At 60.8% G+C, this 12,387-nt stretch carries 13 protein-coding genes and 1 pseudogene; 7 read left to right on the top strand and 7 right to left on the bottom strand.

Going from position 1 to position 12,387, the window contains the following annotated elements; genetic code table 11:
• Positions 1-3 precede the first annotated feature (3 nt).
• The 3 genes from hpxX to hpxZ are packed head-to-tail and all read left to right on the top strand — an operon-like array spanning position 4 to position 1,969.
• On the top strand, positions 4-192 hold the full coding sequence (gene hpxX / locus L370_RS07250; RefSeq protein ID WP_023335195.1) for an oxalurate catabolism protein HpxX: 189 nt from the start codon (positions 4-6) through the stop codon (positions 190-192).
• Positions 189-1,586, top strand: a complete 1,398-nt coding sequence (locus L370_RS07255) for an AtzE family amidohydrolase (RefSeq protein ID WP_023335194.1) — start codon at positions 189-191, stop codon at positions 1,584-1,586. The genes hpxX and L370_RS07255 overlap by 4 nt, the downstream gene beginning before the upstream one ends.
• Complete coding sequence (gene hpxZ, locus L370_RS07260) at positions 1,583-1,969, top strand: oxalurate catabolism protein HpxZ (protein WP_023335193.1); 387 nt, start codon at positions 1,583-1,585, stop codon at positions 1,967-1,969. Before L370_RS07255 ends, hpxZ begins: the two co-directional genes overlap by 4 nt.
• A gap of 73 nt (positions 1,970-2,042) precedes the next feature.
• Here hpxZ and L370_RS07265 read toward each other — a convergent pair whose 3' ends face one another.
• The 5 genes and pseudogenes from L370_RS07265 to L370_RS07285 all read right to left on the bottom strand — a co-directional run bounded on the left by L370_RS07265 (position 2,043) and on the right by L370_RS07285 (position 6,079).
• Positions 2,043-2,333: a DUF6966 domain-containing protein gene (locus L370_RS07265; RefSeq protein ID WP_023335192.1), complete on the bottom strand. Its 291-nt coding sequence runs from the start codon at positions 2,331-2,333 to the stop codon at positions 2,043-2,045.
• Complete coding sequence (locus L370_RS07270; protein WP_023335191.1) at positions 2,330-3,481, bottom strand: DUF8093 domain-containing protein; 1,152 nt, start codon at positions 3,479-3,481, stop codon at positions 2,330-2,332. Before L370_RS07270 ends, L370_RS07265 begins: the two co-directional genes overlap by 4 nt.
• A 190-nt stretch (positions 3,482-3,671) precedes the next feature.
• Positions 3,672-4,571, bottom strand: a complete 900-nt coding sequence (gene puuE / locus L370_RS07275) for an allantoinase PuuE (RefSeq protein WP_255344061.1) — start codon at positions 4,569-4,571, stop codon at positions 3,672-3,674.
• Positions 4,456-5,363 (bottom strand): annotated as a pseudogene (locus L370_RS07280) (aspartate/glutamate racemase family protein). The gene puuE and the pseudogene L370_RS07280 overlap by 116 nt, the downstream one beginning before the upstream one ends.
• Entirely contained in the window at positions 5,363-6,079 is a 717-nt protein-coding gene (locus tag L370_RS07285; protein ID WP_023335188.1) for a GntR family transcriptional regulator, read from the bottom strand. The pseudogene L370_RS07280 and the gene L370_RS07285 overlap by 1 nt, the downstream one beginning before the upstream one ends.
• A gap of 144 nt (positions 6,080-6,223) precedes the next feature.
• Between L370_RS07285 and L370_RS07290 the strand changes: the two genes are divergently transcribed.
• On the top strand, positions 6,224-7,720 hold the full coding sequence (locus L370_RS07290) for an NCS1 family nucleobase:cation symporter-1 (protein ID WP_023335187.1): 1,497 nt from the start codon (positions 6,224-6,226) through the stop codon (positions 7,718-7,720).
• Between the two features lie 104 nt (positions 7,721-7,824).
• Positions 7,825-9,141 (top strand): guanine deaminase, encoded by a 1,317-nt coding sequence (gene guaD, locus L370_RS07295; protein ID WP_023335186.1) that lies wholly within the window; start codon positions 7,825-7,827, stop codon positions 9,139-9,141.
• Here the strand turns inward: guaD and uraH are convergent.
• Together uraH and uraD are read right to left on the bottom strand one after the other, a co-directional pair.
• Positions 9,121-9,444 carry a hydroxyisourate hydrolase gene (gene uraH, locus L370_RS07300; RefSeq protein ID WP_023335185.1) on the bottom strand — a complete coding sequence of 108 codons (324 nt, stop codon included), beginning with the start codon at positions 9,442-9,444 and terminating at the stop codon, positions 9,121-9,123. The genes guaD and uraH overlap by 21 nt on opposite strands.
• Positions 9,441-9,941 (bottom strand): 2-oxo-4-hydroxy-4-carboxy-5-ureidoimidazoline decarboxylase, encoded by a 501-nt coding sequence (gene uraD, locus L370_RS07305; RefSeq protein ID WP_023335184.1) that lies wholly within the window; start codon positions 9,939-9,941, stop codon positions 9,441-9,443. Before uraD ends, uraH begins: the two co-directional genes overlap by 4 nt.
• 239 nt (positions 9,942-10,180) lie before the next feature.
• Between uraD and hpxO the strand changes: the two genes are divergently transcribed.
• Together hpxO and hpxD are read left to right on the top strand one after the other, a co-directional pair.
• Entirely contained in the window at positions 10,181-11,335 is a 1,155-nt protein-coding gene (gene hpxO / locus L370_RS07310; RefSeq protein ID WP_023335183.1) for an FAD-dependent urate hydroxylase HpxO, read from the top strand.
• A 17-nt stretch (positions 11,336-11,352) separates the two neighbouring features.
• Positions 11,353-12,387, top strand: coding sequence for a molybdenum cofactor-independent xanthine hydroxylase subunit HpxD (hpxD, locus tag L370_RS07315; RefSeq protein WP_023335182.1), 1,035 nt, complete (start codon positions 11,353-11,355; stop codon positions 12,385-12,387).

Here is a 12,387-nt window from a genome sequence, read left to right as displayed (position 1 = left end):
ACAATGACGACACCACAACCCGACTGGCAGGCGTATCTGGCGCAAATGGAGTCCGTGCTCGATGTGACGCTGGACGATGCCCGCCGCGCCGAGCTGCAGCTGCAGTTCAGCCGCATTGCCGCCCTGGCCGCCCCGCTGATGGCGCTGCCGCTCGACGACCGTCTGGAGATCGCAGGAGTATACAAAGCATGAGGCTACACGAGATGAGTATCAGCGCGATCCAGCATGCGCTGAGCGCGGGCGAGCTGAGCGCTCGCGAGATTGCTCGCCAGACGCTGGAGGCAATTGCGCGCGTGAACCCGCTGATTAACGCCTGGACCGCCGTGACGGAAGCGCGCATGCTCGCCGAGGCCGAGAGCATCGACACCCTGCGCCGCGAGAAGCGCCCCCTGCCGCCGCTGGCGGGCGTGCCCTACGCGGTAAAAAATCTGTTCGACGTGGCCGGTCACACCACCCTCGCCGGGGCAGAGCTGTTCAGCCAGCGGCCCGCCGCGGCCGCTGACAGCTTCGCGGTGCGCCAGCTGCGCAGCGCGGGCGGGCTGCTGACCGGGATGGTGAATATGGATGCCTACGCCTACGGCTTCACTACCGAAAACAGCCACTACGGCACGACGCGTAACCCGCACGATCTGGCGCGCATTGCGGGCGGGTCGTCCGGCGGTTCAGCCGCCGCCGTGGCCGCCGGGCTGGTGCACTTTTCGCTCGGCACCGACACCAACGGCTCGATTCGCGTTCCGGCCTCCCTGTGCGGCATCTATGGCCTGAAGCCCACCTTTGGCCGCCTGTCGCGATCCGGCAGCCATCCGTTTGTCGCGAGCCTGGATCATATCGGTCCCTTTGCCCGCCGCGTGTGCGACCTGGCGTCCGTATACGACGCGCTGCAGGGGCGGGACAGCAGCGACGGTTTTCAGGCAGAGAGCTCGCGCGAGCAGACGCGTCCCCTGCTCGATCGCGGGCTTGACGGCCTGCGCTGCGCGGTGCTCGGCGGCTACTTCACCACCTGGTGCGACGCGGATGCCAGAGACGCCGTGGCGCGGGTGGCGAAGGCGCTCGGCGTGCAGGATGAGCTGCAGTTTCCGGACGCCGAGCTGGCGCGCTCCGCGGCGTTTATCATCAGCGCCTCCGAAGGGGGAAACCAGTATCTGCCCGCGCTTCGCCGCGAGCCCGAGCGTTTTGAACCGCACTCCCGCGAACGGCTGCTGGCCGGGGCGATGATCCCCTCCGCCTGGTACATTCAGGCCCAGCGGTTTCGCGCGCACGCCCGGCAGGCGTTTAAAACCCTGTTCGCGCAGGCCGACGTGCTGATCGCCCCGGCGACGCCGCGCAGCGCGACGCTCGCGGGTGAGCAGACCATGGAGATTAACGGCCAGCCGCTGCCCATTCGCGCCAGCATGGGGATGCTGACCCAGCCGATTTCGTTTTTGGGCCTGCCCGTGACCACCGTTCCGCTGCGCACCGCCCAGGGTGCGCCGATTGGCCTGCAGCTGATTGCCGCGCCGTTTAACGAGCAGGCGTGCCTGCGCGTCGCGCGCGTGCTGGAGGAGAGTGGGATCACCGATGCCCGTTCGGCGGAGATAGCAGCATGATGAATCACGATGACATTAACCTCCCGTGGGTGGTTGCCGAGGTGACCGCCGCGTTTTACCGCTATGAAGACGCGCTGGTCAGCAACAACGTTGCGGTGCTTGACGAGCTGTTCTGGCACGACAAAAACACGGTGCGTCTGGGGGCGGGTGAAAACCTGTACGGGATTGATGAAATCCGCGCCTTCCGCGCGGCGCGGCCCGCCGCCGGGCTGCAGCGGACGTTGCGCCATACCGTCATCACCACCTTCGGGGAGGATTATGCCGTGTGCAGCACCGAGTTTACCCGGGAGGGCACGGAACGCACTGGACGCCAGCAGCAGACGTGGGTGCGGTTTGCCTGCGGCTGGCGGATCGTGGCGGCGCAGGTGAGTTTGATGGTGTAATGATTTGCAGCTCAGGGCGGGAAATCGCCCTGAGCGCTTTTTTAGCGATGCGCGTTATAAGCTGTTATGGTAATTAACCTGCTTTTAACAAGCCGATGGCATAATCGAGTTGCTTGTAGAGTTTGTGTCTCAAATCTTCTAACTCGTCATTTTCTCGAATGAGAGGTATTCCATTTTTGTGAAGAACAATATCGTTAAATGATCCCATTCCACCGTAGAGTTTTTTCAATGAGTAAATGGATGACTCATAATCAACATCGAGTTCGAAGCACAGTTTTTCAAATGTTTTAGCCCATGCGTCCTCATCATTTGAGGACAATATGGTGATGATATCAATTACCGTTTTCTTTATTTCATTTTTCATTTTAAACCACCATATCCAAGTATCTTAATGCCAGGTATTTTCCACGGTGCAGGAACTATAACTTGCTCAGTTCCACCGGAATAAAGGTCTGTTTGATAACCTACCTTTCCAACATATACTTTTGTTCCTGCGGGTATTTGAATCTCGTGATAGCTATCTAGAGGAGATTCACTTCCATTGGGCCATTTAGGTAGCAGTGCCTTATCTACCCTTGTTTGAAGTACTCCTCGAGGTTGTTCATATCCGAAAAATTGACCTAATGGTCGCCCCTCAACACCACCTCTATAAAAACTTGTATCTGTTGATAGAGAGATCTCTTTGTATGTACCACTGGAAAAGGTTTCTGCTAGCTCTTTAAGTAATGGCCCGGGCTTTATCATCGAATATTCACCCTCAACTTTTCCCAGAACGTGAAGATCGTTAATCCCACTAGCAGCCCCTAATCGGCCAAGACCAAGACCCGCAGCAACAGAAGCGCCAGCAATGATTAACCCTTTGTTGTCCATAACCTGATCGTAACCTGCTGGAGCATCGCCGCCTAGCTGCTGTGCGGTCTCATGAAATCCCTCTATGTTGCCGTTGTAGATGCCACCCGCAGCAAGAAGCCTTCCCGCGGCTTTGCTGTCGATGGTTTTCGCTGCCTGCGCGTGCTGTAATGGGGCGTCGGAATAGTGTTGTTTAACGGTCGGCGCGGGCTTTCTACCTTGCTGTTCGTTCAGAACGTACTCGTAAATCCGGCGTACTTCCTGCGGGAAACTCTCGCCGTAGGTGTCCATAAAACAGTCATAAACCAGATTACAGTCGTCATCGAAGGAGAACGGATTGCAATACTTATCCCACTTTTCCCCCGTGTTCACGCCGAGCATCCAGCCGTGCTCGAGATTCCATTTCACTTCATCATAAAGTCCGTCATATTCGGAACACTGCTTGCGTTTATAGGGCTGCGTCGCGTGGCGGTGGTGAACGCCTTGTCGTCGCTTCGGGACGCTGTTACGGCATGGGGGGTTACGCTGGTAGTCGTACTCCAGGTAATCCAGTTCGTAAAATATGCTCGCCATCTCCAGTGTTTTACGTGGCGTGAGGATGAACTGAATATCATCCGGCGCCAGTATTCGCTGGGCTTCCCATCTCATGTAGAGCGTGAACATCCGGTTCCTTCCTTTTCCCTTTAAAGTGCAGGGATTTTCCGGCTGAAGTGACGAAAAATCAATCGTTCAGATAAAGAAAGCCTAATGCCCCGTGGCGGCGCAGGTGAGTTTGATGTCGTAACGCCACCGGGAATACGACGTCCTGTAGGCCGGGTAAGGCGCAGCCGCCACCCGGCAAAACGTCGCACAATTACTTCTGAAACGGATGCACCTCCCGCCAGTGGTCGGCAATCTGCTGGCGGGTACAGACCCACACCCGCTCGTGCTGCTGAATATAATCCAGGAACCGCTGCAGCGCGCGAAAACGCCCCGGCCGCCCCAGCAGGCGGCAGTGCATGCCGATGGACATCATCTTCGGCGCGCTTTCCCCCTCTTCGTACAGCACGTCAAAACTGTCCTTCAGATAGGTATAAAACTGCTCGGCGGTGTTAAACCCCTGCGCGGTCGCGAAGCGCATGTCGTTCGCATCCAGCGTATAGGGCACAACCAGGTGCGGTTTGCGGGAGCCGTCGCCGCACGTCACCTCTGTCCAGAAGGGTAAGTCGTCGCCGTAGTAGTCGCTGTCGTAGTCGAAACCGCCGTGCTCCACCACCAGCTGGCGGGTGTTGGGGCTGTCGCGCCCGGTGTACCAGCCGGTTGGCGGCTTGCCGAACAGGTCGGTCAACACCTGCACCGCCTTGTGCAGGTGTTCGCGCTCCTGTTGGATATCCATGTGTTGATAGTGGATCCAGCGCCAGCCGTGGCTCACCACGTCGTAATCCGCTGCCTTGATTGCCTCGACGATCTCCGGGTGACGCGCCAGCGCCATCGCCACGCCAAAGACCGTCAGCGGCAGGCCGCGCTTTTGAAATTCACCGTGGATCCGCCAGAACCCGGCGCGGCTGCCGTATTCGTAGAGGGAGTCCATCGACATGTGTTTATCCGGGTAGCTGGCCGCGCCGATGATGTCCGACAGGAACTGCTCGGAGCCGGCGTCACCGTGCAGAACGTGGTTTTCTGCCCCTTCTTCGTAATTGAGCACAAACTGCACGGCGATGCGCGCCTGATTCGGCCACCGCGCGTGCGGCGGGTTGCCCGCGTAGCCGCGCAGATCCCGCGGGTAATCCTGTTCAAAAAGCCCCATTGCCACCCCCAAAAATTAAAATGGATTCAGTGCCTGAAAATGTCCGCTTAACGCTTTTTTCTCGGGGAACGCCAGATCCCCGTGCTTGCTGGTCGACAGCCCCAGCGCCACCAGCGATTCCACCATCTTCACCGCCGCGCTGACGCCGTCGATGACCGGCACGCGCAGCTCGCGGGTCAGCTCCTGCGCCAGGGTCGCCATGCCGCCGCAGCCGAGCACGATGGCACCGCAGCCATCCTCTTTCAGCGCCTGTATACAGCGCGCGCGCACCTGCTCCTGCGCCAGACCGCTGCCGTCTTCCAGCGCCAGCACCGGGAGATCGATAGCGTGCAGCGCCGCGCAATGGTCCTGAAAGCCATACTGGTGCAGCAGATGACGGGCAATGATCAGCGTGCGCGGCAGCGTGGTCACCACCGAAAAGCGCGTCGCCACCAGCGTCGCCATATGCATGGCGGCTTCCGCAATACCCACCACCGGCCCCTGCGCCAGCTCGCGCGCCGCCAGCAGCCCCGGATCGCCAAAGCAGGCAATAACGTGACCGTCCACGCCCTGCTCTCTTCCGAGCTTGACCTGTTCAAGAACGCCCACAGCGGCGATGGCTTCATCAAAGTGGCCCTCGATAGACGGCACGCCCGCGCTCGGGCAGACCGCGAGGATCTCCGTCCCCGGCGCCGCCACCGCGCGGGCCGCCGCGCCGATGGTTTCCGTCATTGCGAGGCTGGTGTTGGGGTTGATCACTTGTATACGGACAGAGGACATTACGACTCCTTGTGGCCGGCAAACAGCCGGGCAAAATCAGGCAGGCACTCGCCCGCCCGCTCGAAGCAGAGGCTGGCGACGATATGTTCAAAATGGTGCATTAAGGCATCGCTTAGGGGCTGGAGCGCCTTCTGGCGCAGCAGATCCACCAGCTGTTCGTGATCGTTGCAGCGGCAGCCCTGACGCCACGGCGCGCCCCAGGTGGCAATCACCAGCGACGAGCGCTGGCTCAGGCTGGTGACCATCTCCGTCAGCACCTGGTTGCCGGAGATGGCCTGCAGCTGAATGTGGAAATTGGCAGAGTGGCGGATCGCCGCCGGGCCGTCGTACGCCTCGTGCGCCTGCTGCTCCTGGCGAATAATGGCCTCCAGCGCGGCAAGATGCGGCGACTGGCAGTGCGCCAGCACGTCCGGCAGGTTGGCCACCTCCAGCAGGGCGCGGGTGCGGAAGATATGCTGCGCCTCTTCCACCGTTGGGCTGGCAACGTGTGCACCACGCTTGGGCGTTAAGGTGACCATTTGCACAGCCGCGAGTCGCTGCAGCACCTTACGGATGCCCGTGCGGCTTACGCCAAACACCTCGGCCAGCGCCTCTTCCGGCAGCTTGCTCCCCGGCAGCAGCTGATGTTCGACAATCGCGGTCATCAGCGCCTGAAAGATGGATTCATCTTTGTCATGCAGGTCTGGCGCGGTCTGCAGGGCGTTTATGTTGTTCATTCACCACTCCGTCTTTTACTCTTCGTTATCGAATCGTATACATAAAAATAAAATATTGCATACAAGATTTATTATTTTGGCCTGAATCCTGCAACACCGTTTGCACTCCCACTCAACGGGTTTTCATTCACAGGAGCAGGTTTCATGCCAAACAGTCAAAACGCGCAGCAGGGTACGGCCGCTGATTCCGGTGCGGTTTACAGCCCACGTCTTTGCAATGAGGATCTGGCACCGACGCGTGACCAGAACTGGAGCTGGTACAACATCTTTTCGTTCTGGATGTCGGACGTTCACAGCATGGGGGGTTATGTTGTCGCCGCGAGCTTCTTTACGCTCGGTCTGGCAAGCTGGCAGGTGCTGCTTTGCCTGCTGGTGGGGATTTGCATCGTGCAGCTGTGCGCTAACCTGGTGGCGAAACCGAGCCAGATGGCGGGCGTGCCCTACGCGGTGATCAGCCGTCAGGCGTTTGGCGTCTTCGGGGCCAATATTCCGGCGGTGATCCGCGGGCTGATTGCCTTTGCGTGGTACGGCATTCAGACCTATCTGGCCGCCAACGCCCTGATGCTGGTGGCGCTGAAGTTCTGGCCGTCGCTCTCTTCGCTCACTACCGGCGCGTTCCTGGGGCTGTCGCATCTGGGCTGGATTTGCTTTGCCATCATGTGGGTCCTGCAGGCGATGGTCTTCTGGCACGGCATGAGCGCCATCAAGCGCTTTATTGATATCGCCGGTCCGGCGGTCTACGTGGTGATGCTGGCCCTTGCAGGCTGGATTGTATACAAGACAGGTTTTGACGGCATTTCCTTCACCCTCGCCAGCAAATCCCTGAGCGCGGGCGAGCAGACCTGGCAGATGATCACCGCGACCGCGCTGGTGGTGTCTTACTTCTCCGGCCCGCTGCTGAACTTTGGCGACTTCTCCCGCTACGGCAAAAGCATGGGCGAGATCCGCCGCGGTAACCGCTGGGGCCTGCCGTTTAACTTCCTGCTGTTCTCCATCGTCACCGTGGTCATTGTCTCCGGCACCCAGTCGCTGTTTGGCCGCATGATCACCGACCCGATTGAAACCGTCAGCCGCGTGGGCAACGATCTGGCCGTGGCGATTGGCCTGCTGACGATGATCACCGCCACCATCGGGATCAACATCGTCGCGAACTTCGTCTCCCCGGCGTTTGATTTCTCTAACTGCTCGCCGCAGAAAATCAGCTTCCGCACCGGGGGCATGATTGCCGCCGTCGGCTCGATCCTGCTCACCCCGTGGAACCTGTTCAACTCGCCGGAGCTTATCCACTACACCCTGGACGTGCTCGGGGCGTTCATCGGCCCGCTGTTCGGCATTCTGATTGCCGATTTCTACCTGATTAAGCGCGGCAAGGTGTCGGTTGACGATCTGTTCGACGACACGCCAAAGGGCAAATACTGGTACCGCAACGGCTTTAACCCGAAAGCCATTGGCGCACTGATCCCGTCCGTTGCCGTGGGCCTGGTGATTAGCTTCATCCCGGCTCTGCATGAGGTGGCGAACTTCAGCTGGTTCATCGGCGTCTTCCTCGGCGGCGTGACCTACCGCTGGCTGGCGCGGGAAGATCGCGAGACGGCGGGCGCAACGTCGTTCGGCTCCCGCGTGGCAACGCAAAAAGAGTAATCCCCTCCTTCCGGCCGCAGGGTATCTGCGGCCCGTCCATTTTTTGGCACCGTTCTTGCTGCGCCTTTTCACCCCGCTACGCAAACACTAAGGCAGGAACCATGATGGATTACCAGACAGCGATCCGCGGCGCATTTTTTGATATTGCCCAGGTCTGCGACAGCGCAGACGAGATTGCCCGGCACGCGCGCTTCCTTGAGGACGGGGTGCTGTTTATAGAGAACGGAAAAATTCTGGCGCAGATGCCGTGGCAGGAGGGCGAGCAGTATCTTGACCCCCACAAGGGCTACACCGACCTGCGCGGCAGGCTGCTGCTGCCCGGTTTTGTCGACACCCACGTCCATTATCCGCAAACGGAGATGATCGGCGCCTTTGGCGAACAGCTGCTGGAGTGGCTGACCACCTACACCTTCCCGGTGGAGAGCCAGTTTTCCGATGAAGCCTACGCGAAAGAGATCGCCGAATTTTTCATTCAGCAGCTGGTGAGCAACGGCACCACCACCGCGCTGGTGTTTTGCACGCTGCACCCGGAATCGGTCGAGGCGCTGTTCACCGAAGCCCTGCGCCTCAACATGCGCCTTATCGCCGGCAAGGTGATGATGGACAGACACGCGCCGGACTACCTGAGCGAAGACGCGAAGCAGAGCTACCGGCAGACGCGGGCGCTGATCCAGCGCTGGCATCACCGTGGACGCCTGGGCTATGCCATTACCCCGCGCTTTGCCCCGACATCATCCCCCGAGCTGCTCGCCGCGGTCAGCCTGCTCAGAGAGGAGTTCCCGGATACCTGGATGCAGACCCATCTGAGCGAAAACCCCAACGAAGTGGCCTGGGTGAGCGATCTCTGGCCGGAGCACGAGCGCTATCTGGACGTGTATCACCACTACGGTCTGACCGGCGAGCGCAGCGTGTTTGCCCATGCGATTCACCTTCACCACAGCGAGTGGCAGTGCCTGCACGACACCGGTTCGGCGGTGGCGTTTTGCCCCACCTCGAACCTGTTTCTCGGCAGCGGGCTGTTTCGCCTGCCCGCCTGCTGGCAGCACAGGGTGCGGATGGGCATCGGCACCGATGTCGGCGCGGGCACCACCTTCAGCATGCTGCGCACCCTGGGGGAAGCCTACAAGGTGGGACAGCTCCAGAGCTACCGCCTGCGCGCCAGCGAGGCCTTTTACCACGCCACGCTGGGCGGCGCGCACGCCCTCAGGCTGGACGATAAGATCGGCAACTTCTCGCCCGGCAAAGAGGCGGATTTCGTGGTGATCGACCCTGACGTAACGCCGCTGCAGCGCCTGCGCAATCGCCGCTGTCAGGATATCTACGAGCAGCTTTTTGTGCTGATGACCCTCGGCGACGAGCGCAACATCAGCGAGACCTGGGTCAACGGCGAGCGGGTATGGTCAACTGCCCCGGTAGGTTGACCACCCGCCGGGCGCAATCACAAACGGCAGGTGGAAATGCTCGTCTGCCGCTTCTCCCGTCACAAAATCAATTTGCGCGCAGGGATAGAGCGTGTCGCGACCCGTTGCGCTAAACCACGCGCCGATCTCCGCCTCCAGCCGATAGCGGCCTGCGGGCAGAGAGGGAACGAACGCGGCGATGCGCCCCTGGGCGTTGGTCACGCCCGTGGCGAGCGTCTTCCCCTCCTGCTGGAGATGAACCGTCACGCCCGCTGCGGGTTTGCCCGTCGAGATATCGAGAATATGGGTGCTAAGTGTGCTCATTCGCCAATAGCTCCTTCCAGCCGTAGCAGCGTAATTTCCCGCAGCTGTTCCAGCGCGGCCAGTACTTCCTGCGCGTCGCTGTTCTCCAGCCGCGCGTGCAGCGCCTGTAAAATCTCCTCGCCGCTGCGGCCCTTCGCACGGATCAGAAAGACCCGTCCGAAGCGGGCCTCGTAGCGGGCATTCCCCTCGCGCAGCGCCTGCGCAAGGGCGGCATCACGGTCATTCACCGCGCCCTGCTCCTGGCGCGACAGCGCCGCCTCCGCCTGTGAGCCCGCGGGCTTTTCCCCGATGCGCGGATGGGCGCTCAATGCTTGCGTCAATGCCGCTTCGTCCCAGGCTTGCGCCAGCGCGTTTGCCGTAGTGAACAATTCATCCCGGCTGGCGTAGGGCCGCCCCAGAGCCAGCGCGTCGGCCCAGTCGGGGAGCGCAACGCAGGGGTGAATCAGCGCTAACGCCTTTTCGTGGGAAAGAGAGTTGAACTCGTGCAGTGCGATCATAGTGTCTCCTTTATGGTCTTCCTCCAGGTTATTGCACAAACCACGCCACTCTGAGCGCAGGCGTGAAACAGTCGATTCCGCATCGCTCAACCGGAAATTTTTGATTCAAAAAAAGGCACGCTCACCGCGTTTGCGCACCTTAGCAGTGCAAACTCACCTCTCACAACGCCGTTTTCGCCACTCTGCAGCCTGGTACGCAAATTGCTGAACGTCTTTACACCCTGCAAAAGGAGAGAAGCATGAGAGCAATCGTCATTGGTGCGGGTATTGGCGGCCTGAGCGCTGCCGTCGCGCTGAAGAAAGCGGGCATCGACTGTACCGTGTTTGAAGCCGTAAAAGAGATCAGGCCCGTCGGGGCGGCCATCTCCATCTGGCCTAACGGCGTGAAATGCATGCAGCACCTCGGCATGGGCGACATCATCGAGACGTACGGCGGGCCGATGCGCTTTATGGCCTACAAGGATTACCGGCGCGGCGAGACCCTGACCCGCTTTAGCCTTGCCCCGCTGGTTGAGCGTACCGGCGGGCGTCCCTGCCCCGTCTCGCGCGCTGAACTCCAGCGCGAAATGCTGGACTTCTGGGGCCGCGACAGGGTGCAGTTCGGCAAGCGCGTGGAACACGTTCATGAAGACGACGCGGGCGTGAGCGTGACCTTCACCGACGGCACCACGGCATCCGGCGATTTTCTGATTGCCGCCGACGGCAGCCACTCGGCGGTTCGTCCTTACGTGCTGGGCTACACCCCGGAGCGCCGCTACGCCGGGTACGTGAACTGGAACGGGCTGGTGAAGATTGACGAAGAGATCGCCCCGGCGCACCAGTGGACCACCTTCGTTGGCGAAGGCAAACGCGTATCGCTGATGCCCGTCTCCGGCGGACGCTTCTACTTCTTTTTTGACGTGCCGCTGCCCGCGGGTCTGGCGGAGGATCGCACCACCCTGCGCGCCGATCTCACGGGCTACTTCCGCGGCTGGGCACCGCCGGTGCAGACGCTTATCGCGGCGCTGGATCCTGAAACGACCAACCGCATTGAGATCCACGACATCGAGCCATTCGACAGCCTGGTGCGCGGCAACGTCGCGCTGCTCGGCGATGCCGCGCACAGCACCACGCCGGATATCGGCCAGGGCGGCTGCGCGGCGATGGAAGACGCCGTCGTGCTGGGGGAATGCCTGCGTGAAAACCACAGCATTACGCTGGCGCTGCGGCAGTACGAAGCGCTGCGCTGCGACCGGGTGCGCGACCTGGTGCTGAAGGCGCGTAAACGCTGCGACGTCACCCACGGGAAAGACATGGCGTTGACGCAGGCCTGGTATCAGGAGCTCAAAGAGGAGACCGGCGAGCGCATCATCAACGGTCTGTGCGAGACCATTCAGGGCGGCCCGTTAGGCTGAACGCAAGAGGGACAACGATGAAAAGAGAACCGACTCCACCCGCCCACTGCACGTTCGAACCAGAGGACTGGCTGCGCCTGGCGAAATGCTGGCATCCGGTCGCGCGCGCCTGCGACGTCGGCCCGGCGCCGGTCAAGGCGACCCTGCTGGATGAACAGCTGGTGATTTACCGGATTAACGACCAGGTCGTGGTCGCCCGTGACGTCTGCCCGCACCGAGGCGTGCCGCTGACGCTGGGCTTTCACGACGAGCACGGGATTATCTGCCCCTATCACGGCCTCCGCTTTGGGGAGGACGGGCGCTGCAACCGTATTCCGTCCAGCCCCGACCAGCCCGTTCCGGCGAAGCTGAACCTGATTAACTACGCCGTGGAGGAGCGCTTCGGTCTGATCTGGACCTGCCTGGCGTTTGACCCGGACAATCCTGCGCCGCTGCCCGCCATGCCGCACTGGGATGACGCAGGCTTTCAGCAGATCAACTGCCCGGCGTTCGAGGTGAACGGCTTCGCCGGGCGTCAGGTGGAGGGGTTTCTGGACGTGGCGCACTTTGCGTGGATCCATACCGATACCTTTGCCGATCCCAATAATCAGCTTGTGCCCGCCTATCAGCCGCAGGAGACGCCGTTCGGCTTCGTGGCGGATTACTGGAGTTCCGTGAGCAACTATCCCGCCAGTTCGGACGTGCAGGCGCCAGAAGGGTTTCAGTGGTTGCGCCATTTTGAAATGCATCTGCCGTTTACCGCCACCCTGACGATTCATTTTCCGGGAGAGTCGAGACTGGTCATCATGAACGCCGCGTCGCCCGTGTCATCGCGCGTCACCCGCATGTTCGCCCCTATCGCCCGCAATTTTGACCTGCATATTCCGGTGGAGGACGTGCATGCCTTTAACCTGCGCATCTTCGAAGAAGACCGCCTGATGGTGGAAACCCAGCGTCCGGAAAGCCTGCCGCTGGACCTGACGCTGGAAGCCCATATTCCCGCCGATAAAAGCTCAATTGCCTACCGTCGGGGGCTGAAAAAGATGGGCTTTGGCGAATTTTTCCTCGTATGA

Origin of the sequence: Enterobacter sp. MGH 24 (assembly GCF_000493015.1) — a bacterium.
Lineage (GTDB): Bacteria > Pseudomonadota > Gammaproteobacteria > Enterobacterales > Enterobacteriaceae > Enterobacter.
This window is presented reverse-complemented; position numbering and strand designations above follow the sequence as displayed.

Coding starts and splice junctions, on each gene's coding strand:
- hpxX (WP_023335195.1), top strand. CDS start 4: ATGACGACACCACAACCCGACTGGCAGGCGTATCTGGCGCAAATGGAG.
- L370_RS07255 (WP_023335194.1), top strand. CDS start 189: ATGAGGCTACACGAGATGAGTATCAGCGCGATCCAGCATGCGCTGAGC.
- hpxZ (WP_023335193.1), top strand. CDS start 1,583: ATGATGAATCACGATGACATTAACCTCCCGTGGGTGGTTGCCGAGGTG.
- L370_RS07265 (WP_023335192.1), bottom strand. CDS start 2,333: ATGAAAAATGAAATAAAGAAAACGGTAATTGATATCATCACCATATTG.
- L370_RS07270 (WP_023335191.1), bottom strand. CDS start 3,481: ATGTTCACGCTCTACATGAGATGGGAAGCCCAGCGAATACTGGCGCCG.
- L370_RS07285 (WP_023335188.1), bottom strand. CDS start 6,079: ATGAACAACATAAACGCCCTGCAGACCGCGCCAGACCTGCATGACAAA.
- L370_RS07290 (WP_023335187.1), top strand. CDS start 6,224: ATGCCAAACAGTCAAAACGCGCAGCAGGGTACGGCCGCTGATTCCGGT.
- guaD (WP_023335186.1), top strand. CDS start 7,825: ATGGATTACCAGACAGCGATCCGCGGCGCATTTTTTGATATTGCCCAG.
- uraH (WP_023335185.1), bottom strand. CDS start 9,444: ATGAGCACACTTAGCACCCATATTCTCGATATCTCGACGGGCAAACCC.
- uraD (WP_023335184.1), bottom strand. CDS start 9,941: ATGATCGCACTGCACGAGTTCAACTCTCTTTCCCACGAAAAGGCGTTA.
- hpxO (WP_023335183.1), top strand. CDS start 10,181: ATGAGAGCAATCGTCATTGGTGCGGGTATTGGCGGCCTGAGCGCTGCC.
- hpxD (WP_023335182.1), top strand. CDS start 11,353: ATGAAAAGAGAACCGACTCCACCCGCCCACTGCACGTTCGAACCAGAG.